Source organism: Alsobacter sp. KACC 23698, assembly GCF_045348435.1.
Classification (GTDB): Bacteria; Pseudomonadota; Alphaproteobacteria; order Rhizobiales; family Beijerinckiaceae; genus Alsobacter.
Genome location: NZ_CP157484.1, coordinates 3,024,261 through 3,046,688, shown reverse-complemented (window position 1 = coordinate 3,046,688; position 22,428 = coordinate 3,024,261). Strand labels below are relative to the sequence as shown.

18 protein-coding genes and 1 pseudogene are annotated in these 22,428 nt (G+C 71.0%); 13 read left to right on the top strand and 6 right to left on the bottom strand.

Annotated elements, in window-relative coordinates; all coding sequences use genetic code 11:
* Positions 1-22: 22 nt before the first annotated feature.
* Together ABEG18_RS14295 and ABEG18_RS14290 are read right to left on the bottom strand one after the other, a co-directional pair.
* Positions 23-1,264: a multidrug effflux MFS transporter gene (locus tag ABEG18_RS14295; RefSeq protein WP_406853721.1), complete on the bottom strand. Its 1,242-nt coding sequence runs from the start codon at positions 1,262-1,264 to the stop codon at positions 23-25.
* Positions 1,265-1,393: 129 nt separating this feature from the next.
* The gene (locus ABEG18_RS14290; protein ID WP_406853720.1) at positions 1,394-1,807 is read right to left on the bottom strand and encodes a hypothetical protein; all 414 of its coding nucleotides are present in this window, start codon (positions 1,805-1,807) and stop codon (positions 1,394-1,396) included.
* A 106-nt stretch (positions 1,808-1,913) separates the two neighbouring features.
* Between ABEG18_RS14290 and ABEG18_RS14285 the strand changes: the two genes are divergently transcribed.
* A complete protein-coding gene (locus tag ABEG18_RS14285) occupies positions 1,914-2,711 on the top strand; it encodes a helix-turn-helix domain-containing protein (RefSeq protein ID WP_406853719.1) in 798 nt (265 codons plus the stop codon).
* Between the two features lie 6 nt (positions 2,712-2,717).
* On the opposite strand, the gene ABEG18_RS14280 is transcribed toward ABEG18_RS14285, so the two are convergent.
* A complete protein-coding gene (locus ABEG18_RS14280; RefSeq protein ID WP_406853718.1) occupies positions 2,718-3,689 on the bottom strand; it encodes a catechol 2,3-dioxygenase in 972 nt (323 codons plus the stop codon).
* Between the two features lie 76 nt (positions 3,690-3,765).
* On the opposite strand from ABEG18_RS14280, the pseudogene ABEG18_RS14275 reads away from it, so the two are divergent.
* The 6 genes and pseudogenes from ABEG18_RS14275 (at position 3,766) to ABEG18_RS14250 (ending at position 9,178) form a co-directional block, all read left to right on the top strand.
* Positions 3,766-4,758 (top strand): annotated as a pseudogene (locus tag ABEG18_RS14275) (LysR family transcriptional regulator).
* Positions 4,759-4,857: 99 nt separating this feature from the next.
* On the top strand, positions 4,858-5,706 hold the full coding sequence (locus tag ABEG18_RS14270) for a DUF1932 domain-containing protein (RefSeq protein WP_406853717.1): 849 nt from the start codon (positions 4,858-4,860) through the stop codon (positions 5,704-5,706).
* The gene (locus ABEG18_RS14265; RefSeq protein WP_406853716.1) at positions 5,706-6,830 is read left to right on the top strand and encodes a 4-oxalomesaconate tautomerase; all 1,125 of its coding nucleotides are present in this window, start codon (positions 5,706-5,708) and stop codon (positions 6,828-6,830) included. The genes ABEG18_RS14270 and ABEG18_RS14265 overlap by 1 nt, the downstream gene beginning before the upstream one ends.
* Complete coding sequence (locus ABEG18_RS14260) at positions 6,823-7,563, top strand: PIG-L deacetylase family protein (RefSeq protein ID WP_406853714.1); 741 nt, start codon at positions 6,823-6,825, stop codon at positions 7,561-7,563. Before ABEG18_RS14265 ends, ABEG18_RS14260 begins: the two co-directional genes overlap by 8 nt.
* Before the next feature lie 140 nt (positions 7,564-7,703).
* Positions 7,704-8,615, top strand: a complete 912-nt coding sequence (locus ABEG18_RS14255; RefSeq protein WP_406853713.1) for a histone deacetylase — start codon at positions 7,704-7,706, stop codon at positions 8,613-8,615.
* 74 nt (positions 8,616-8,689) lie between these two features.
* Positions 8,690-9,178 (top strand): hypothetical protein, encoded by a 489-nt coding sequence (locus tag ABEG18_RS14250; RefSeq protein WP_406853712.1) that lies wholly within the window; start codon positions 8,690-8,692, stop codon positions 9,176-9,178.
* 84 nt (positions 9,179-9,262) lie between these two features.
* Here ABEG18_RS14250 and ABEG18_RS14245 read toward each other — a convergent pair whose 3' ends face one another.
* Entirely contained in the window at positions 9,263-10,486 is a 1,224-nt protein-coding gene (locus tag ABEG18_RS14245) for a lytic murein transglycosylase (RefSeq protein WP_406853711.1), read from the bottom strand.
* 161 nt (positions 10,487-10,647) lie between these two features.
* Here ABEG18_RS14245 and ABEG18_RS14240 point away from each other — a divergent pair, with 161 nt between their 5' ends.
* From ABEG18_RS14240 to ABEG18_RS14215, 6 genes are all read left to right on the top strand, one after another.
* Complete coding sequence (locus ABEG18_RS14240) at positions 10,648-12,309, top strand: sensor histidine kinase (protein ID WP_406853710.1); 1,662 nt, start codon at positions 10,648-10,650, stop codon at positions 12,307-12,309.
* 69 nt (positions 12,310-12,378) lie between these two features.
* Entirely contained in the window at positions 12,379-12,876 is a 498-nt protein-coding gene (locus tag ABEG18_RS14235) for a hypothetical protein (protein WP_406853709.1), read from the top strand.
* A gap of 149 nt (positions 12,877-13,025) precedes the next feature.
* Positions 13,026-14,204, top strand: coding sequence for a porin (locus ABEG18_RS14230; RefSeq protein ID WP_406853708.1), 1,179 nt, complete (start codon positions 13,026-13,028; stop codon positions 14,202-14,204).
* 243 nt (positions 14,205-14,447) lie between these two features.
* Positions 14,448-15,863 (top strand): porin, encoded by a 1,416-nt coding sequence (locus ABEG18_RS14225; protein WP_406853707.1) that lies wholly within the window; start codon positions 14,448-14,450, stop codon positions 15,861-15,863.
* A 211-nt stretch (positions 15,864-16,074) separates the two neighbouring features.
* On the top strand, positions 16,075-17,412 hold the full coding sequence (locus ABEG18_RS14220; RefSeq protein ID WP_406853706.1) for a porin: 1,338 nt from the start codon (positions 16,075-16,077) through the stop codon (positions 17,410-17,412).
* A 298-nt stretch (positions 17,413-17,710) separates the two neighbouring features.
* Positions 17,711-19,102 (top strand): porin, encoded by a 1,392-nt coding sequence (locus ABEG18_RS14215; RefSeq protein WP_406853705.1) that lies wholly within the window; start codon positions 17,711-17,713, stop codon positions 19,100-19,102.
* An 80-nt stretch (positions 19,103-19,182) separates the two neighbouring features.
* Here the strand turns inward: ABEG18_RS14215 and ABEG18_RS14210 are convergent, their stop codons facing one another.
* A complete protein-coding gene (locus ABEG18_RS14210) occupies positions 19,183-20,091 on the bottom strand; it encodes an alpha/beta fold hydrolase (protein ID WP_406853704.1) in 909 nt (302 codons plus the stop codon).
* Between the two features lie 70 nt (positions 20,092-20,161).
* Positions 20,162-22,387, bottom strand: a complete 2,226-nt coding sequence (locus tag ABEG18_RS14205) for a lytic transglycosylase domain-containing protein (protein WP_406853703.1) — start codon at positions 22,385-22,387, stop codon at positions 20,162-20,164.
* Positions 22,388-22,428 lie beyond the last annotated feature (41 nt).

Here is a 22,428-nt window from a genome sequence, read left to right as displayed (position 1 = left end):
CCCTCGCCCTTTCCTCAGCGGGTCAGGACCGGCCCATGCTGGGGCGGAACAGGCGGCCCTTCTCGGCGTAGAGCACGCACACCAGGGCCAGCACGCCGCATCCCGAGAAGCCCAGCGTGAGGGGCGCGACCGTGCCGTTGAAGCGCTGGCCGATGAAGAAGCCGATCAGGGCGCCGCCGATCGTGGTGATGAAGCCCTGCACCGACGAGGCCGTGCCGGCGACATGGCCCAGCGGCTCCATCGCCATGGCGCCGAAATTCGGACCGATGAGCCCGAAGGCGAACATCGTGCAGGACTGCAGGGCCGCGAAGGTCCAGAGCGACTCGTGGCCGGCGAGCGCCACGGCCGCGTGCAGGCTGGTGAAGCCGATATAGGCCAGCAGCGCCGCATGCGAGACGCGTCGCGTCCCGACCGCGCCGACGATGCGCGAATTCAGGAGCGACGCCAGCGCGATGAACACCGCCACGAGGGCGAAGACGGTGGTGAACAGGTGGGCCGCATGAAAGGCCTCGGCGAAGACCTGCTGGGCCGAGTTGATGAAGCCGAACAGGCCGCCCAGCACGAAGGTCATCGCCAGGATGTAGCCCATGGCGATCCGGTTGCCGAGAATGATGCGGAACGAGCCCGTCACGGCCGCGAAGGAGATGGGCTTTCGGTCCTCCGGATGCAGCGTCTCGGGCAGCCGGATCGCCGACCAGAGCGCCACCGCCATCCCGAAGGCGGCGAGCAGCCCGAAGATGCCCTGCCAGGGGGTGAACCACATGATCGCCTGGCCCAGCGACGGCGCGATGATCGGCACGCCGAGGAACACGATGAAGGCCAGCGACATCACCCGCGCCATGGTGCGGCCCGAATAGCAATCCCGGACGATGGAGACGGCGAGCACCCGCGTCGCCGCGGCGCCGATCCCCTGGATGACGCGCGCCAGCAGGATGACCTCGAAGGAGCTGGTGAACACCGCCAGGAGGCTGCCGAGCACATAGATGACGAAGCCCGTCATCAGCACGGGCTTGCGGCCATAGCGGTCGGCCAGGGTGCCGTAGATCAGCTGCGCCGCGCCGAAGCCCAGCAGGTAGATGGTGACGATCCACTGCCGGTCGTTCGGGTTCTGGATTCCGAGCGTGTCGCCCATGGCCGGCAGGGCCGGCAGCATCGCGTCCACGGCGAGCGCGTTGGTGGCCATCATGGCGGCGGTGAGCGCGACGAATTGCCGGAACCCCATGCCGGGGTGGGGGACGCCCGACGGGCCTGGGTGTGGCTTCACATGCGGCTCTGCGATTGGGGGATGGGTCTCGTGCCGTTGTAGCGCATGCGGCCGCGAAGCAAACCCGCGCCAGCGCATGGCCCCCATCCAGGGTCGGCGGCGCGGTGGGTCCGCGCCGCCGCCCGAGGACTACGCGGCCGCCGCGGGCGAGCCGCGCCGGATCCGCCTCAGGCCGACATACTCGGCTTCGGCCAGCCCGAGCACGAAGAGCGCCTGGGCGATCACGAAGGCGGTCCCGAGGGCGTTCGGGGCGATCCAGCCGGTGGCGAGCATCAGGAGGCTCTCGGCCGACCAGGCGAGGTTCAGCCCGATGACGGCCCAGACGACGCGTCGCGACGGCTCCGGGCGCGAGGCCAGCCAGCCGACGACGGCCGCGAAAGGCAGAAGCAGCAGGCCGGCCTCCCGCAGGAGCGCCACGGGCAGGTTCAGAAAGCCGGAGAGCGGCGAGGCCGCGGCGGCGAGCAGAACGCCCATGGCGGCGCTGGAGACGGCGTCGATGGCGAGCGCGGCGCGCAGGAAACGGTGGGGGGCGGCGACTTGCATGATCGGATCCTCCGTGAGTGACCCGTGAAGCCTGTCGTCCTCGGCGAGGCGGGTCGATTACCTGGCGGGTCATGGCGCCGCGCCGGGCCCCGGCTATGCTGGCGGCATGACGATTCAGCACGTGTCTTCCTTCGGCGACGGGCTGCGCAAATGGCGCCAGCATCGCCGCCTGAGCCAGCTCGATCTGGCGCTCGACGCGGAGGTGTCGCAGCGCCATCTCAGCTTCGTGGAGAGCGGCCGCGCCTCGCCCAGCCGCGAGATGGTGCTGCGGCTCACCGAGCGACTCGACCTGCCGCTGCGCGACCGCAACGCCCTGCTGCTCGCCGCCGGTTACGCCCCGATCTTCCCGGAGCGGCCGCTCGACGATCCCGCGATGGGGCGGGCCCTCGACGCGATCCGGCGCCTCTTGAAGGGGCACGAGCCCTATCCGGCGCTGGCCGTGGACCGGCTCTGGCGCATGGTGGCCTCCAACGCGGCGGTCGCGCCGCTGCTGGCCGGGGTGGCTGACGCGGCGCTGCTGGCCCCGCCCGTCAACGTGTTGCGGCTCAGCCTCCACCCGGGCGGCCTCGCGCCCAGGATCGTCAACCTGCCGCAGTGGCGCGAGCATGTCCTGGACCGCCTGCGGCGGCAGGCCGACGCCGCCGCGGACGGGGCCCTGCTGGAGCTGTTGCGGGAGCTGGAGAGCTATGCGCCGCCGGCGAGGCCGGCCCGGCGCCGGCCCGCCCGGGAGGAGGGGCCGCATTGGATCGTGCCGCTGGAGATCGAGACGCCGGCGGGCGTGCTGTCCTTCATCTCGACCACGACCGTGTTCGGCGCGCCCATGGACGTGACGCTGGCGGAGATCGCCATCGAGGCCTTCTTTCCCGCCGACGACCGCACCGCGCAGGCGTTGCGGTCCGGCTGATTCGCCTCAGGACTGGACGGGCGGGGTGCCGTGCGTGTGGAAGGACGGGACCGTCTGCAGGCCCCAGGCCTGGCCCTTGCGGCGCTCCGCCTCGGTCCAGACGATGGGCTTCCAGTCGGGCGCCAGCATCAGGCGCGCCCCGGCGTTGGCGAGTTCCACCCGGTTGCCGCCAGGCTCGTAGACATAGAGAAAAAAGGTCTGCTGCACGGCGTGCTTGTGCGGGCCGGTCTCGATGAAGACGCCGTTCTCGAGGAACACGTCGGCGGCGCGCAGGATGTCCTCGCGCGAATCCAGCGCGTAGGTGACGTGGTGGAAGCGTCCCGACGTTCCCGTGTGGTCCTTCGTGAAGGCGATGTCGTAGGTCTTGTTGGTGCAGGTCATCCACGCGCCGGCCTCGACGCCGCTGTCCAGGACGATCTGCTCGGTGAGGCGCATGCCGAAGCCGCGGGCGAGGAACTCGCGCGTCGCGCCGACGTCGACCACCAGCAGGTTGAGGTGATCCAGCCGGCGGGCGTTGCACCCCCGCGCCGGGTAGCGCATGGCCTGGTTCTTCAGGGCCGGCTTCAGATCGTCCGGCGCCTCGTACCAGCGCGTGTCGTAATAGAGTTCGAAGACGTGGCCGTCCGGCCCCCGCGCCCGGAACGCCCTGCCGTGGCCGAGGTCGCCGTCCGTCCACCCGATCCCGCGGCCCATGGCCTGCAGCTCGGCGACGCGCCGCTCCAGCGCCTGAGGGCTTGCGGCGCGGAAGGCGACATGGCCGACGCCCGACGTGGCGGAGGCGGTGAGCTTCAGCGTGTGGAACTCGTAGTCGTCCCAGCCGCGCAGATAGACGCTGTCGCCCTCGCGCCCGCTCTCGGTGAGGCCGAGCACGTCGACGAAGAAACGCAGGCTCTCCTCGGGCTTGGGGGTGAACATCTCGACATGGCCCAGATGGGCGAGGTCGCGGCAGGGCTCTGGCGTGGTCTGTCCGACGGACATCGGCGGGTCCTCTGGGATCCCTCCAGACATGCCCGCCGGCCCGGGCTTGAATCAAATCTGAAGTTTGTCGACATTGATGAGATCGGCGCACCAATATCGGCGCGCCCGGGATCCGGCGATGCGCATCGACTATCTCGGCCTGGAGGCTTTCGTCAGCATCGGCGACCGCGGCAGCTTCAACCGGGCCGCGGCTCATCTCAACCTCTCGCAGACGGCGCTGAGCCATCGGCTCAAGAAGCTCGAGGACGACCTCGGCGTGAAGCTCCTGGCGCGCACCACGCGCTCCGTCTCGCTGACGCCGGCCGGCCTGGAGCTGCTGCCCAAGGCGCGCCGGCTGATCGAGGACCTGCAGGCGTCCTTCGAGGACCTGCGCCGGCAGGGCAAGGAGAAGCAGCAGCGTCTCGTCGTCGCCTGCCTGCCGACGCTGGCCGTGCACTATCTGTCGCGCGTGCTGAAGGAGTTCGGCGACGCGCATCCGGGGCTGTCGGTTCGGGTGCATGACAACTCCGCCAGCGAGATCGCCGAGCTGGTCAAGTCCGGCCAGGCCGAGTTCGGCCTCACCATCGTGTCGGCCAACCGCTAGGACCTCGACATCGAGCCGCTGGTCAAGGAGCCCTTCGTGCTGGCCTGCCCCAAGGACCATCCGCTCGCCGCCCAGGCGGTGGCATCGTGGGGCGACCTGGAAGGGCTGCCGCTGGTGCGCATCAGCGCGCAGACCGGCAACCGCACCCTCATCGACGACGCGCTCGGGCCCCGGCGCGAGCAGATGACGTGGCGCTACGAGGTCCAGCATCTGGCCAGCGCGGTCAGCCTGGTGGCGGCGGGCGTCGGGCTCGCCATCGTGCCGCGGCTGGCCGTCAGCGAGGCGGATACGCCCGGCATCGTGGCGCTCACCTTGCGCAATCCGGGCGTGAGCCGGACCCTGGGGCTGATCACCCGCCGCGGCCATCCGCTCTCGCCGGCCGCCTCGGCGCTGCGCGGCCTGATCGAGCGCCGGATCCGCCAGGAGGCCGGCCGCGACTCCGCGAAGGGCAAGTCAGGCCGAAAGCCCGCCGCCGCGGAGGCGTGAACGGGACCGCATTGGTGCACCGGACGCATGAAACCGTCCGGTCTGATCATTTGAGCGCGCCGCCCGGCTCCCCCAAGGTCTGCCGACACGGAGGACCGCATGGCGAACGACACCGCCGCGACGACGCGAATCGGCATCATCGGCTTCGGCGAGGTGGGCGACCTGTTCGCCCGCGGCCTCCTGGCCAGCGGCCGCGTCGCCATCGCGGCCTATGACCTGAAGCTCGACGATGCGGCCCAGCGCGGGGCGATGGCGGAGCGCATGCGCCGGGCCGACGCGCGGGTCGCGTCGACGGCGCAGGAGGCGGCGGCCGACGCCGATATCGTCCTTTCGGCGGTGACGGCCTGCGCGGCCGTGGATGTCGCGGCGGGCTGCGCCCCAGCCCTTCGGCCGGGCGCGGTCTTCTTCGACGTCAACTCCGCCGCGCCCTCGACCAAGTGGCGCGCGGCGACCTGCGTCGCGGCCCATGCGGGCGATTATGTGGAGGGCGCCGTCATGGCCCCCGTGAAGGGTCCCGGCCTTCGGGTCCCGATCCTGACGGGCGGGGAGCGAGCCGCCGAACTGTCGGAGCGGCTGAACGGGCTCGGCATGAACCTCACGCCGGTCTCCGAGGAGATCGGCCGGGCCTCCGCCACCAAGCTGTGCCGCAGCATCGTCATCAAGGGCCTGGAGGCGCTGCTGATCGACTGCGCCGCCGCCGCCCGCCGCTTCGGGGTCGACGAGGACGTCTTCGCCAGCCTCGCGGCGACGTTCCCGTCCATCGACTTCGCGGCGCTGGCGGACCTGATGGCCGGCCGCGTGGCCCAGCACGGCTTGCGCCGGGCCGCCGAGATGCGCGAGGCGGCCGAGATGCTGGCCGACGCCGGGTTCGACCCCGCGCTGAGCCTCGCCATCGCGGCGGCGCAGGAGCGGGGCGCGGCGCGCGGCCGGGACGAGCGGAGGGGCTGATGCAGGCCAGGATCCGCTGCGCCCTGATGAGGGGCGGGACCTCCAAGGGCGCCTATCTGCTGGCGGACGACCTGCCGTCCGATCCGGCCGCGCGCGACGCCGTGCTGCTGGCCCTGATGGGCTCGCCCGATCCGCGCCAGGTGGACGGCCTGGGCGGCGCGCACCCGCTCACCAGCAAGGCGGCGATCGTCAGCCCGTCCTCGTCGCCCGACTGCGACGTCGACTTCCTGTTCGCCCAGGTCGGCGTCGCCGAGGGGCGGGTCGACGTCACGCCGAATTGCGGGAACATCCTGGCCGGGGTCGGTCCCTTCGCGATCGAGCGCGGTCTCGTCCGGGCCGGATCGCCGGTCACGCGCGTCAAGGTGCGCACGCTCAACACCGGCACCATCGCCGAACTCGCCGTCGAGACGCCCGGAGGGGTCGTGCGCTACGACGGCGACGCCCGGATCGACGGCGTCCCGGGCTCGGCGGCGCCGATCGCCATCGATTTCCTCGACGCCGCCGGGTCCGTCTGCGGCGCGCTGCTGCCGACCGGATGCGCGGTGGACCATGTCGCCGGCGTCGACGTCACGCTGATCGACAACGGCATGCCGGTGATCGTGCTGGCGGCCGCCTCGGTGGGGCGCACCGGCCGCGAGAGCCGGGACGACCTCGACCGCGACACCGCGCTGAAGGCCAGGCTCGAGGAGATCCGGCTGGCGGCCGGGCCGCTGATGAATCTCGGCGACGTCTCGCGCAAGGTGGTGCCCAAGATCGCGCTCGTGTCGCCGCCCCAGGGCGGCGGCGCGATCTCGACCCGCAGCTTCATTCCGCATGAGTGCCACGCCTCCATCGGGGTGTTCGCCGCCGTGACGGTGGGAGCCGCCTGCGTCTTGCCGGGCTCCCCCGCCGCGCGCGTCGCGCAGGTCCCCGAGGGCCGGACGAAGACGCTGTCGATCGAGCATCCCACGGGCGAGTTCACGGTGCGGCTGGAAGTCGGCGGCCCGCCCGAGCGCCCGATCGTGGAGCGGGCGGGGCTGCTCAGGACCGCCCGCATGCTCTTCGACGGCCACGCCTTCCTGCGGCCGGGCGTCTCGCCTGCGGGACCCGCCGCCGCGCCCCATCCCGGAGACCGGAATGCCTGACCCAAGCTCGCCAGCGGCCCCCAAGTCGGGGCTCGTGATCACCGCCCATCCGGGCGACTTCGTCTGGCGCGCGGGCGGGGCCATCGCGCTGCACGCCGCCAAGGGCTACCGGATGAAGATCGTCTGCCTCTCCTATGGCGAGCGCGGCGAGAGCCAGTTCGCCTGGAAGACGGCCGGCGTGCGCCTGGAGGACGTCAAGGCGCAGCGCCAGCGCGAGGCGGAGGAAGCGGCCGCGATCCTGGGCGCGGAGATCGAGTTCTACGACGCGGGCGACTATCCGCTGCGGATCACGCCCGAGATGCTGGACCGCACCATCGACGTGTTCAGGGCCGAGCGGCCGTCCTTCGTGCTCACCCACGCGCTGGCGGACCCCTATAATTTCGACCATCCCACGGCGGCGCATCTCGCCCAGGAGGCCCGGATCGTCGCGCAGGCGGCGGGCCACAAGCCGGACCCCGATCGCGCCTACGCCGCGCCGCCCCTGTTCTGCTTCGAGCCGCACCAGCCCGAGCAGTGCGGCTTCCAGCCCAACGTGATCCTCAACATCACCGACGTGTGGGAGACCAAGCGCCGGGCCTTCGAGATCCTGGCGGCGCAGAAGCATCTCTGGGAGTACTACACCCGCGTGGCGCTCAACCGCGGCGTCCAGGGCGGCCGCAACTCAGGCCGCACCATGACCTATGGCGAAGCCTATCAGCGCATCTTCCCGTCCGTGCTGGAGGAGCTCGCCTGACGCTCCCCGGCCCGCCGTCGCCGCCCTCCAGCAAGCTGTGTTTCGACGCAAACACAGCGTGCTCTCGCTTCATCGTGGTCGCATGCTTGGGCGCGAAAAGCCGGATTCCACCTTTTCGCAGCATGCCCTAGTTCAGGGACATGCTTCCCGTCGTCCATCACCCGGCCTACACCGCCGACATCCCGCACGATCACCGGTTCCCGATGGGCAAGTACCAGCGGTTGGCCGAAATCCTCGTGGAGGAGGGGGTGGTGAGCCCGGGCGGCTTCGTCGAGCCCGAGCCGGCCTCCTTCGAACTGCTGGCCCGGGTGCACGCCGCCGACTATGTGCGGCAGGTGTTCGAGGCGCGCGTGCCGCGCGAGATCGAGCGCCAGATCGGGCTCCCCATGACGGCGTCGGTCGCCCGCCGCGCCCGTGCGGCGACGGGAGGCACGCTGCTCGCCGCAAGGCTGGCGCTGCGGCACGGCCTCGCCTGCAACACGGCGGGCGGCAGCCACCACGCCTCGGGTCCGCACGGGGCCGGGTTCTGCACCTTCAACGACGTGGCGGTCGCGGCCGCGGCGTTGCTCGACGAAGGGGAGGCGGGCCGGGTGCTGGTCGTCGACCTCGACGTGCACCAGGGCGACGGCACGGCCTCGATCTTCGCCGACGACCCCCGCGTCTTCACCTTCTCGATGCATGGCGAGAAGAACTATCCCGTGCGCCGGGCGCGCAGCGACCTCGACATCGACCTGCCGGACGGGACGCAGGACGACGTGTATCTCGACGCCTTGCGGAAGGTCCTGCCCGACCTCCTCGACCGCGTGCGGCCGGACCTGGTGTTCTATAACGCCGGCGTCGATCCGCACCGGGACGACCGGCTGGGGCGCCTGGCGCTGAGCGACGACGGGCTCGCCGAGCGCGACGCCTTCGTGCTGCGCGCCTGCCTGGGCAAGGGGCGCCCGGTCTGCGGCGTCATCGGCGGCGGCTATGACCGAGACGTCGAGCGCGTCGCCCGCCGCCATTCCATCCTGCACCGCACGGCGGCCGGCTTCGTCCGCCGCGCACGCTGAGCGGGCCCCGGCCTGGAACGACAAGGCTCAGGCGCGGGTTGTCACGGGCCTTCAGGACAGCACGGGGACGGATCATGGACCAGGATTTCCACTCTGAGACGCGGCAAACCACCGCGTTCTTCGCCACCCGGGAGGCCGCCGACAAAGTCGTGCGCGACCTCGGCGCCATCGGCTACGGGCCCGACCGGGTCAAGCTGGAGGCCAGCGCCGCCGCCGAGGGCGGGCTCGTGCAGTCCGACGCCGAACGCGGCGAAGCGGGCGCGTCGAGCCACGGCTACATCGTGCGGGTCACGGTGACCAACGCCGACTTCGAGCGGGTGACCGCGATCCTGGACGACGACGCCACCGTCACGCTCGACGCGCGCACGGCGGTGCGCACCGGATCCCGGTCGTTCTCGGGCCAGCAGGGCGGCGGCTCGGCGGGACGCATGGCGTCGCGGCAGGGGACCGCCAACCCGCTGGCGTCGCTGAACGTGGACGCGGTGGTGGACTACATCCGCGAGAAGCCGCTGCAGGCGGTGGGCTTCGCGTTCGGGATCGGGCTCTTTCTCGGTCGCCGCTGAGCCGACTGGATCTCACCCGGCGGCGGGCGCTCCGCCACGCCGCCGGGTGCGGCGCTCTGAACGAGCGCTTTCGTCCGGCGCAGTTCAGTTCGCGGCCGCCCGCTTCGCCTCCGCTTCGGCGCGCGCCAGCAGCGCCGCGGAGGGATAGCCGTCCGAAGGCGCGTAGCCGACCCGGCGCTGGAAGGCGTGGATCGCCTCGCGGGTGACGGGGCCGAACCGGCCGTCCACCACCCCCTTGTAGTCGCCGAGAGCGACCAGCAGCCTTTGCAGGCGCTCGCGATCCTGCTGCGGCAGGATCGTCTCGCCCTTGGGCCAGGGCGCGCGTACGCCGGGGCGCCCGGCGATCCGGTCGGCGAGGATCGAGGCCGCCATCGCGTAGCTGTCTGAGAAATTATACGCCTTCAGCACCCAAAAATTCGCAAACAGCAGGAAGGCCGGCCCGCCCGCGCCCGAGGGCAGGAACAGCATCGCCTCGCCGGAGGCCGGCATCGCCGTCCCATCCGCGGGGCGCAGGCCCGCTCGCGCCCAGGCGGCGGCGCCCTGGCGCAGGACCGGAAAGTCGAAGCCGGCCGGCAGCATCACTTCGAGCGCGGCCGGCGCGCCGGGCGTCCAGCCCGACTGCCGCAGGAACGATCCGATCGAGGCGAGGCTGTCGGGCACGGAGCTCCAGATGTCGGGGTTCTGGCGGCCCTCCAGCGACAGCGCATATTTGAGATAGGCCGAGGGCAGGAATTGCGGGTTGCCCATGGCGCCGGCCCAGGAGCCGCGCAGCCGCTCGCGGGCGACGCCGCGCTGGATCATAACGAGCGCCGCCACGACCTCGTCCCGGAAGCTCGGCGTCTGCGGACGCGCATAGGCCAGCGTCGCCAGCGAGCGTAGGACGTCGCGCGAGCCCTGGTCCCGGCCGAAGTCGGTCTCCATGGCCCAAAGCGCCAGCAGCATGGAGCCGGCGACGCCCGTCCGGGCCTCGGCGGCCGCGATATCCCCCGCCCATTGCGCGGCGAACTGTCGCCCCCGCGCGGCGCGTCCGGGCGACGCGGCGTCCGCCACATAGGCCTGCAGCGTGCGCGAAAACTCCGGCTGCCGGGTCCCCTCCACCAACAGCGACGGGTCGGGCGTCAGGCCCCCGAGGTTCTGGTCGATGACGGCCTGGCTCACCCCGGCCGCGAGCGCCTGCTGGCCGATCTGCTGCAGAACGCTTTGAAACGCGGCCGTCGACTGGGCGGCGACGGGCGTCGCGGCCGTCGGGCCCGCCAGTGCGGCCGAGAGGCTCAGCGCCATCGCCAGGGCGGACAGCTTCGATCTCATGCGGACATCCTCGTGAGGCGCGGCCGGCGCGCCGCCGATCGCAGGGAACGCCCGCAGCGGCCGAAACTCAAGAGTCGCCCGCGGCCCAAAGGGGTATGCTGGGTTGCAAAGCTCATGTTCGTGCTAGACTGCGCCGCGCGATCCCAACGCTGGCTGCCGCCTTGAATCTCACACTCCGGCAACGTCTTTTCGCCCTTGCCGTCGTGGCGCTCGTCCCCGCGATCGCAATCATCGTCTTCAACGAGATCACCCTGCGCCGCTCGAGGGTCGCCGAGACCAACGACATGGCCCTGCGAAGCGCCCGCCTGGCCGCTTCGGAACTCGACCGGGTCATCGAGGGCGTGAACGGGCTGCTGCTGGCGGTCAGCTCGGCGCCGGCCGTCCGCAACCTGGACGCCGAAAACTGCGCGGATTACCTCAGCCATCTCCAGAACCAGGTGACGCTGGTGACGGGCATCGTCGCCATCGACCTGCAGGGCGGGCTGCGCTGCAGCCGCAATCCCCCCCGCCCGCAGCAGAACTACGCGGATGCGCCCTTCTTCAGGTCGGCGCTGGAGAGCGGCAAGCCGACCGTGGGCGGATACGCGGTGGGGCGCCAGAGCGGCCGGCCGACGCTGCCCGTCAGCTTGCCGATCCGGGGCGCGGACGGCGCCGTCATGGGCGTTCTGGCGGCTGGGATCGATCTCCAGGCGCTCGGCCAGCGCCTGCGCGAACGCGGGCTCTCGCCGGGCGGCGCGCTCACGATCGCGGACGCCGAGGGCGTGATCGTCTTCCGCGAGCCCTTCCCGGAACGGTTCCTGGGCACGCGCATCCCGGACGCCTTCCAGCGGCTCGTGCACGCGCCCTCGCCCGGCGTGGAGACCGTCGTCAGCCAGGACGGGACCACGCGGGTGATCGGCTACATCCCGGCCACGCCCCGCCTCCCGCTCTACATCAGCGCGGGGCTCTCCTCCGACGCGAGCTTCGAGGCGATCGACCGCGCGACGGGCGTGGGGCTGCTGATCGCGCTGCTGGGCGTCGCCGGCGCTCTGCTCGGCGCCAGGGAGTTCGGCGAACGCTTCGTGCAGCGCCCCATCGGACGCATCCTGGACGCCATCCGCGCCTGGCGGGGCGGCGACCTGACGGCGCGGGTGGGCTCGAGCCCCGAGCAGGGCGAGATCGAGGCGGTCGGCGCCGCGTTCGACGGCCTCATGGACGAAATCGCCCGCAGGCACGAGGAGCGCGACCTCCTCATCCACGAACTCGACCACCGGGTGAAGAACAATCTCGCCATCGTGCAGGCCCTCGTCACGCAAACGCTGCGTCGGGAAGGGGTGAACCCGGCCGTCGCGGCCAAGCTCGACGACCGCCTGGCCGCGCTGGCCAAGGCGCATGAGCTGCTGCTGCGCGAGAGCTGGGAGAGCGCCGGCCTGGACGACATTCTGGAGGCCGTGCTGCGCCTGCAGCCGCCCGGGCAGCGCGAGCGGATCGTCCGCGGCGGCCCGCCGGTGCGCCTGGAGCCGCGCGCCGCGCTCGCCGTGTCCATGGTGATGCACGAGCTGCTGACCAATGCGCTCAAATACGGCGCGCTCTCCAACGAGACCGGCCGCGTCGCCATCAACTGGACCCTGGAGGACGGCGCGCTGCGGCTGGAATGGCTGGAGCGGGGCGGACCGTCCGTCGTCAGCCCCACCCGCAAGGGATTTGGCGCGACCATGATCGAGCGGAGCCTCGCCGGCGAAGCGGGCGGGGCGGTGAGGATCGACTACGAGCCCGCCGGCCTGCGCTGCGTCCTGTCGTTTCCGGGCGGCGCCGGCGCCTCCGAGATGCTGGCCGCCGAGTAGGCGATCCGCGCTGGCGCGGCGCTGCGCAGGATGGCATGGAAGGGCGGACCGGGTCGGAGGCTGTCGCTCATGAAGAGCTGTGGGTCCTGCACGCTGTGCTGCAAGGTTCTGAGGGTCGCGGAACTGGACAAGCCCGCGGGCGCATGGTGCGGCCATTGCCGCAAGGGCGTGGGCTGCGGCGTCTACGAAACGCGGCCGGGCGAATGCCGCACCTTCGGGTGCCTCTGGCTGGCCGATCCGCAATTTCCTGCCGAATTGAAGCCCGAGAGGTCCAAGGTGGTCTTCGCGCTGGAGTTCGGGGGAGGGCGCGTCAGCGCCTATGTGGACCCCGACTATCCGGTCGCGTGGCGGCGTCCCGACATCCTGGCCATGCTGAAGCGCATGGCGGCCGTCCAGGCCGGCCGCCGCGGGCAGGTCATCGTGTTCGTCAAGGACCGCGCCGTGGCGATCCTTCCCGACCGGGAGGTCGACCTCGGCGTGATCGACCAGGCCGGGCAGGAGATCCGCTACAGCGAGAATCCCGCGACCGGCCGCATCGACGTGCGTGTCGTCGCCCCCGCCGTCTGAACCCGGTTGCAGGTCTGATTCTCACCAGCTGAGGTCGGTAGACCGGACGCGCTCGCGGCGTAGGCTGAGCGCGTTTCAGGCCCTTTTCGGGGCGTCCTTCATTTTGAAGCGTTGGCCGTCGCATGGTTGCGCGTTGGCTATCTGTTTGCGTGTGTTTCGCCATTCTCCCGGCGATGGTCGGGGCGGGGAGGGCGGAGCCTCGGGCCGCGGCGCCAGCGCCTGACGCAGTCCTGCGGCCCTGTCCGGATTTCGGCGCCGGCTTCTTCCAGTCGCCCGGGAATGCGTTCTGCCTGAAGATCAGCGGCCGGATCCGCCACGATTTCGGCTACGACCAGACGGCGCGCCGCGCCGACGACGCGTCCTGGACCGAGACGCGCGGCACGCTCGGCCTCGACGCGGCGGCCTTGACCGACCAGGGCCCGGTCCGCGCCATCCTGCGCATGACCTTTCGGCGCGCGCCGACCAGCTGGGTCGAGTTCCGCCCGCCCGACTTGGAATACGCCTCCATGGAGTGGTCCGGCCTGACCGCCGGGCGCGCCTGGTCGTTCTTTGATCGCGGCTTTCCGAATGGCGGCGTCACCCTGCTGGGCGGCGGGGCGAACGGGCGGGGCTCGGACCGCGGCGCGGTGGCGCTCGTGGGGTACAGCCGACCGCTCTGGGACGACTGGTCCGCCTCGGTCTCGCTGGAGGACGGGTCCGAGCGGCGCGTCGGCGTCGCCGGAGCGGCGCCGGCGGGCGCGCGGCGGCCCGATGGCGTCGTCACCCTGGGCGGATCCGCCTGGGGGCACCGGCTCCACGCCGCCGGCGCTCTGCATGAGACCAGGCCGGACCTGCCCGGCGCTCGCGCGGTCCATGGCTGGGCGGCGCAGATCTCGTGGGAGACTCCGCCGTTCTGGCCGGAGGGCAGGACGCGCTTGCGCGCCCAGGCCGCGTTCGCGTCGGCGGCGAGCGACTATGTCGGGTGGGGCTATGCGGGCGTGGCGGGCGTAGTCCCCCGGACCGCCGACGCCTGGGCGACGCGCGCGGGCGCGGTCTCCAACCGGGCCTGGAGCGCGGGCGTCAGCCTGATCCACGATGGGTCGCCGACCTTGCGCCTGGCGGCCTTCGCCGTTTGGGCCGGGCAGGACGGGCCGTCGCGCTACGCCTCGGCGCGGATCGGGACGGTGGGGGCCAACGTGGTCTGGACGCCGGTCCGCAACAGCCAGGCGGCGGCCGAGATCCTCTGGCAGTCGATCGCCGTGGCGCAGCCCCTGTGGGATGTGGTCGCTCGGGGGCGCACGGGAAGCTCTGCGTGGACGGGCCGCATCAGGCTCCAGCACGATTTCTGAGTCGGCGGCGGGTTCGAGGCTTCGCCCCGGCCAACTCAACCCGCTTTGCGCGCCATCGATCCATTTTGCGTGTTGTGGTTGCGTGAATTGTCACTTTTTAAGCACAGGCCTCATGGCGCTGCTTGATAATGGCTAAATTACGAACTGACTTTGTTGTGTCCTGCGCCGTCATCCGACAACGTGAGGGCGTGAAGGAATGCCGCTGAGGGGCTGACTCCGGCGGGGCATTTTCAGGAGCACATGATGAAGTTTTCCTCCGTCCTCTTCTCGTCGGCGGCTCTGCTGGCGACCGGGGTCGCGGCCCAGGCGGCCGACCTCCCCAGCAAGAAGGCGGCTCCCGTCGAGTACGTTCGCGTTTGCTCGACCTTCGGAGCCGGCTTCTTCTACATCCCGGGCACTGACACCTGCATCCGCGTCGGCGGCCGCGCCCGGTTCGAGTACCAGTACAACCAGCCTTACGAGCGCGCCAACAACCTGACGGGCTCGCGCGCCGTCGGCCGCATGTTCCTCGACGCCCGCACCGCGACCGAGTACGGCCTGCTGCGCGCCTATGTGCGCTATGAGCTGCATCGCCGCATCGGCACGCTCTCGTCCGGCACGACGAACCGCATCGGCCAGGGCTTCGCCGGCACCTCGACGGACTTCACGGCCGCGCAGACGGGCGTCTACCTCGATCGCGCCTTCATCCAGTTCGGCGGCCTCACCGCCGGCCGCACGCAGTCGGCCTTCGAGTTCTACGCCGGCGACCTCGAGTTCAACGGCGTGACCGCCGGCTCGTCGCTCGGCCCGACAAACCTCCTGTCCTACACGGCCTCGTTCGGCGGCGGCTTCTCGGCCACCCTGTCGATCGAAGACGGCGTCGAGCGTCGTGAAGCCATCAGCGACCTGACGGCGGGCGGCTTCGGCGCCCCGGCCGGCGGCTTCGGCTATGCGGGCTATTCGGGCAACAGCGCTCCCGACGTCGTCGCGGCGCTCAACCTGACCCAGGGCTGGGGCTCCGCCCAGCTGTCGGGCGCGCTGCACCAGATTCGCATGGCGGGTCCGGCTGCGACGGGCGGCTACGCTCCGAGCACCGAGTACGGCTTCGCCGTCAATGCGGGCGTGAAGATCAACCTGCCGATGCTGGCTGCGGGCGACGCCCTCTACCTGCAGGGCACCTACGCCAAGGGCGCTTCGACCTATGTGACGTCGAACGCCTTCGGCTTCGGCAAGGCGCTCTGGGGCGTCGGCGCCTTCGGCGGCTCGGCTCCCGACGCCGTCGTCGTCGCCAATGGCGGCGCGGGCAACCTCGAGCTCACCACGCAGTGGGGCCTCACGGCCGCGATGCTGCACTACTGGGCGCCCACGGTTCGCCAGGGCCTCTTCGCGTCCTACGTGAAGACGGACTTCAGCAACGCCGCCAGCAACGCCGGCGCCAAGTACGCTCCCGGGATCGCCGCCAACTTCAACGGCAACACCTTCCGGGATTGGGATTACTACGCCATCGGCACGAACCTGATCTGGTCGCCGGTCAAGGATCTCGATATCGGCGTCGAGGTGGAGTATGTCCGCGCGAGCGGCAGCTACACGCTGACCCAGTTCAAGAGCGATCCGACCGGCAAGCTGGTCAACAAGGACGATCAGATCATCTCGCGCATCCGCATCCAGCGCGACTTCTGATCTCTTTCTTCCAACGCGGAAAGGCCCCGGCGTGTCCGGGGCCTTTTTGCGTTTTGGGGTCGCAAAAGACCGTCCGCCCGGGTGTGCCCGAGTTGCAACACCGGCTTTCCAATCAAGGCGCTGCATAGCAATTATCAAATTAACAATTGCGATCAGGCATGCCGGCGCGCAGTGTCGCTTCAGGCGACAGCCAAAAAGGGGACTGATTCAAATGCGCTTTTCTAACCTCCTGCTCGGGTCGGCGGCCATTCTCGCCACCGGTTCCGCCTATGCGGCGGACCTCCCGTCCAAGAAGTCCGCTCCGGTGGAGTTCGTTCGCGTGTGCTCGGCCCAGGGCGCCGGCTTCTTCTATATTCCCGGCACCGACACCTGCATCCGCATCGGCGGCCGCGCTCGCTTCGACTACGGCTATGGCCAGCCCTTCACCCGCGGCGACAATGTCACCGGCATGAAGTCGCTCGGCCGCATCCAGGCCGACGTTCGTAACGCCACCGAGTACGGCCTGCTGCGCGCCTATGTGCGGCTCCAGCTCGGCCGCGGCAACGGCGCTCTCGCCAGCGGCACCGGCAACGGCACCGCGATCGTGGGCTCTGCGGTGCCCAGCACCTCCACCTCGATCGAGCTCGACCGCGCCTACGTCCAGTTCGGCGGCCTGACCGCCGGTCGCACGCAGTCGTTCTTCGACTTCTACGCCGGCGACCTGGAAGTGATCGGCACGACGGCCGGCGACGGCTCCGCCCACAACATGCTCGCCTACTCGGCCAGCTTCGGGAAGGGCTTCTCGGCCACGATCGCGCTCGAGGATCCGATCGAGACCCGCAGCGGCGTGACGGTCGTCACCGGCCCGACGATCGGCAAGTACGCCGGCGCGGGCGCTCCCGACGTCGTCGCCAACCTGCGCGTCGAGCAGGGCTGGGGCGCTGCGCAGCTGTCCGGCGCCGTCCATCAGGTTCGCGTCGTGAACACGACGGCGGCCATCGGCGGCTTTGCTCCGAGCGCTGAGTACGGCTTCGCCGTCAATGGCGGCGTGCAGTTCAACCTGCCCTTCGCCGCTGGCGATCAGCTTTGGTTGCAGGGCACCTACACCAAGGGCAACCCGAGCCGCGTCACCGGCAACGGCATCTCCACCGGCGTCGGCGCCATCGGCTTCGGTCTTCCCGACGCCTTCACGACCGCCAATGGCGGCACGGGCAAGCTCGACCTCGTGACGGCCTGGGGCCTGACCGCCGCCGCGATCCACAACTGGACGCCGACTGTCAGCACCTCGGTGTTCGGCAGCTACGCCAAGGTCGATGTGGGCGGCTCGACGTTCACGGCCGCCGGCGGCGCCACCGGCGCCAACAGCGTTCGCGATTTCACCTACTGGACGGTCGGCGGCAACGTCGCCTGGTCGCCGGTCAAGGACTTCGTGATCGCGGCTGAGGTCGACTACCTCCGCGTGGAAAGCTCGAACGGCGGCGTCTTCTCCGGCCTCGCGAACTCCCCGCGCGTGCTCGTGAAGTCTGACGACGCGATCATCTCGCGCCTGCGCATCCAGCGCGACTTCTGATCCGACCACTCTCCGAAGAAGCCCCGGCGCCCTGCGCCGGGGCTTTTTTGATTCGGCGTCGCCGCTGCGCCCGGCGACTTGCCGGCGGCGACGCGCCCAATCGCTAGGCAAGTCGCGCAATCCTTTGGCGCCTCTCGGCTTTTCGCCCTCACGATTGTTGCCGCGCCGTCACACCCAGGGCGGAACCGCGCCGCGCTAGACCTCAAGAACGCAATCGCAGGTTGTATGCTGCGGGTGCGAACGACATGCTCCGTCCCATCGAGATATGAAGGCCGTTTGCGCCAAAGGGGACTGATCGATGCGCGTTTCCACCCTCCTGCTCGCCTCGGCGGCGGCTTTCATGACGACCGCGGCGGGTGCGGCGGATCTTCCCTCCCGCAAGGCGGCGCCGGTCGAGTATGTCCGCGTCTGCTCGACGATGGGCGAGGGCTATTTCTACATCCCCGGCACGGACACCTGCATCAAGATCGGCGGCCGCGCCCGCTACGAGTACCAGTACGGCCAGCCCTTCGCCCGCAACGACGCGACGACCGGCTCGCGCAGCACCGGCCGCATCTTTATCGACGCGCGCACCGCCACCGAGTACGGCACGCTGCGCGCCTATGTGCGCTACGACGTGTCCCGCCGCATCGGCCAGATCTATTCCGGCTCCTCGGCCCGCCAGGGCGTCGCCTTCACGGGCACGGGCGTGGACTACGCCGGCCAGGCGCAGACGGAAGTCGCGCTCGACCGCGCCTACATCCAGTTCGGCGGCCTCACGGCCGGCCGCACCGAATCCTTCTTCGACTTCTACGCCGGCGACCTCGAATATGTGGGCACCACGGCCGGCTCGGCGCTGAACACCAACCTGCTCGCCTACACGGCGTCCTTCGGCAGCGGCTTCTCGGCCACGCTGTCGATGGAAGAGCATGTCGAGCGCCGCCAGTCGATCTATGACCTCGTCGGCGGGGCCAACCCGTTCTACGCCTATACGGGCGACACCATGCCGGACGTCGTGGCCAATCTGCGCGTCGAGCAGGGCTGGGGCACCGCGCAGGTGTCGGGCGCGATCCACCGCGTGCGCGTCGGCCAGGTCGGCTCGCTCGCCACGAATAACGGCCTCTCGCCGGACAGCAAATACGGCTTCGCCTTCAACGCCGGCGTGACCTTCAACCTGCCCTTCGCGGCGGGCGACCAGCTGACCTTCCAGGGCACCTACACCAAGGGCGCGGCGAGCTACATCGCCTCCAACCCCTTCGGCATCGCCACCTCGTTCGGCTCGGGCGTCGGCGGCCTCGGCAATCTCGCCCTTCCGGACGCGACCTTCTACGCCACGAGCCCGTTCAACGGAAAGCTCGACCTGACGACCGCCTGGGGCCTCACCGCCGCCGGCCTCCACTACTGGACGCCCACCATCCGCCAGGCGCTGTTCGCGTCCTACATCAAGTCCGACGTTCCCGGCGGCGCCTTCCTGGCCGCCGGCGGCGCGACCTTCGGCAACCCGCTGCGCGACTTCGACTACTGGACGGTGGGCACCAACGTGACCTGGTCGCCGGTCAAGGACTTCGACATCGGCGCCGAGGTCGACTATGTGCGGATCAAGTCCAACAACGGGCCGATCTTCACCGCCATCTCGACCGATCCCGGCGCCCGGCTCTACAGCCAGGACTCAGCCTTCATCGGCCGCCTGAAGATCCAGCGCGACTTCTGATCTCCCGCCTCCGGCGAGGATTTCTCGACCCCGGCGCGCCAGCGCCGGGGTTTTTCGTTATGTGTGCCGCCGCGAGGATGTCAGGCCGCGACGGCCTCGCCGTCCTCCACGGCCGCCACGAAGCCGGCGATGCGGGCCATGGTGGGCGCGTCGCGCAGGAGCGGCGCATGCCCCTGGCCCGGAACGATCCAGCGCTCCATGCCGGGATGCGCGGCCTCCATGGCGTCCAGCGTCTCGGGCGAGAGCAGGTCCGACCGCTCGCCCCGGATGGCCAGCAGCGGGAGCCGCTCGAGGGCCCCGAACAACGGCCAGAGCGTCGGCAGGGGCGCCTCCAGGTCGAGGCCGGCCAGCGGCTTCATCAGCGCCGGGTCATAGCTCGGGCGCAGGACGCCCTTGTCCTCCACGAAGGAGCCCGACGCGAGCACGCGCCAGTCCTCGTCGGAGAGCGCCGGGAAGCGCGCGTCGGAGATGCGCTTCAGCAGCTCCGCGGCCTCGTCCATGGTGCGCGGGGTCGGCAGCTTGCCCACATAGGAGCGGATGCGGATCAGGCCCTTGGCCTCGATCACCGGCCCGATGTCGTTCATCACGACGCCGCGCAGGAGGCCGGGCCGGGCCGCCGCCATCGCCATGGCGATCAGCCCGCCGCGCGACGTGCCCACCGCGACGGCAGCCTCCACGCCGAGCGCGGCGAGTTGGGCCAGCACGTCGCCTGTCTCCACCTTCACGTCGTAGTTCTTCCACTCCGGATCCCATTCGGAGAGGCCGCGCCCGCGATAGTCGAGGGCGACCACGCGCCGGGGTCGGCGCCGATGGCGGGAGAGCGCCAGGGCGAGGTCGTGGAAATCGAGCGCGTTGCGGGTCAGGCCCGGCAGGCAGACCACCGGCAGGCGCTCGCCGGCGCGGTCGCCATAGTCGCGGGCGTGCAGCCTCAGCCCGTCCTGGGCGCTGGTGAAGACGCTTTCGAAACCCTCGGCGCTGCTCTCGGCCATGTGGCGGCGTCTCCCCAGAATCGCCCCGCATCCTGCAAAGGGGAGACGCGCCTGTCGAGAGGCGAGGGGATCAGCGGTTCACGCCGCGCTTGAAGTCGTCCCCGATCAGCAGCGTCGAGCGTTCGGTGAGCCGGCAGCGATAGACCTGCAGGTTCTCCATGACGCGCTGGACGTAGTTGCGGGTCTCGGTGAACGGAATGCGCTCCACCCAGTCGACCGGGTCGATGGCCGACGACCGGGGGTCGCCATAGGCGTCGATCCACTTGCGGACATTGCCGCCGCCGGCGTTGTAGGAGGCGATCGTCAGGACGTACGATCCCTTCCAATCGCCGACGAGATCGCCCAGATGCGCCGCGCCGAGGCGGGCGTTGTAGCCGGGGTCGGCGGTGAGCTTGTCGGCGTCGTAGCCCACGCCGGTGCGCTGGGCGGTCTGGCGCGCCGTCGCCGGCATGAGCTGCATCAGGCCCCGGGCGCCGGCCGACGACACCACCTTGGGGTCGAAGGCGCTTTCCTGCCGGGCGATGGCGAAGACGAGCGGCTTCTCGACGGCGTTGGCGGCGAGGTTCAGCTCCGGCACCCCGATAGTCGGGAAGGCGTGCTCGTCGAGCGGGAAGCCGCGCTGCGTGGCGGCCTTGCCGACGATCAGGAGCCCGCGCGCGTCGCCCTTCTCGGCCGGGATCCGGGCCAGCGCGTCCAGCTCGCCCGGGTCCTCCAGCGTGTTGGCGAGGTCCGCCATCAGCGGCTGGGCGACGTCGCGGGCGTCGGCCTCGTACAGCATGCGCACGGCCCGCAAGGCGCCGACCGAGTCGGGCAGAGTGAGTTCGCCCCGCAGCACGCGGCGCACCGGAAGGTCGCGCCAGTCCAGCCGGGCGCGGGCGAGCTGCCCGTAATAGGTGATGCCGTGCTGGGCGGCCTTGCGGTAGTGCTCCTCGGCGGGCTGGCCGGCGGCTTCCGCGGCGCGGCCGAGCCAGTACTCGGCGCGGGCCGTCGTCATCGGGGTCGAGGCCGCCTTGGCGATGTCGGCGAAGTGCTTCTCGGCCACGAGCGGCTGGTTCAGGAAACGAAGGGCGATCCAGCCGGCGTGGAACTCGGCGTCCGTGCGGGTCTTGGCCGGGGCGTCCGCCGGCATGCCGCTGGCGACATCATAGGCGAGCTTCTGCTCGCCGAGGTCGAGGAGCTTGCGGGCGACCAGGCGCCGCTCGGTCCACCATTCGTCGGCGGTGTCGGGTCGGACCGCCTCGCGCGGCGTCGCCGTCAGCGCCTTGCCGGCGTCGACGAACTTCTCCTGCCGGCGCAGGAACTGCGCCCTGGCGAAGAGATAGGCGGGATCCTTGCGCAGCTCCTTCGGCACCTCCTCCAGGGCCTGCGCGGCGTTGGAGGCGCTGCGGCCCACGGCGGCGCGCGCCTTGGCGAGCTTCACCGCGTCGCCGCCCGCCTTGTTGGCGACCCGCAGCGCGCCGGCCCAGTCCTCGGCGAAGAGCAGCGTCTCCATCCGGGCCCGGTGGTCGGCGGCCTCCAGCAACTCCGGGAAGGTCTCCAGGAACCGGCTCTCCATCTCCTGGCCGAAATTGTCGTTGCGCCAGGCGGAGCGCACCAGCGCGGCCGCTTCCGCGCCTTTGTCCTCTTCGATCAGGGCGCGGGCGAGCGCGATCTTGCCGCCGGCCGTCAGCGGCGCGCGTCCCTTGAAGAAGGCGCGCACGACGGCAGCCTTCTGGCGCTCGGCGACGAGCGCCTCCTCGGCGCGGCGGCGCATCAGCTTCTGGGTCGGCCAATCGGGGTTGGCCCGGATGAAGGCGTCGATGCGGGCGAAGCCCAGGTCGCGGGCCATGTAGCGGATGGCGACCCACTCCAGCAGCCGCCGCGACGTCGCGTCCGGGATGGCGGCGGCGGCGGCGTCGGCCGCGGCGAGGTCGCCCTTGCGGTAAAGGTCGACGGCGCCCTTCAGCGCCGCAAGGTCCATGGCGGGCTTGGGAGGTTCGGCCAGCGCGGGCGCGGCCGCTCCGGTGGCGGACGCGCCGGGGGAGGCGGGAGCGGCTTCGGCGTCGCGCCGCAGGTCCGGCGCGGCGCCTGGGGCCGCGACGGAGGCCGGCTCGGCGGCGCTGGAACCGGAGGAGGCCGGAGCCGTTACGGCAGGGACGGCCGCGTCCGTGGAAGCTGGCTTCTCCGGCGCGGGCGTCTTTTCAGGGGCGACCGTCACGGGCGCCGCCGGGCTGGAGCCGATCGAGGCCAGCACGCTGGCGAGCGGATGGATGGCTGCGGAGATGTCCGTAGCTCCGCCGTCCGCAGAAGCCATCATCAGGATGGAGTCGTCCGCCGATCGGGTCGAAACGCTCGATG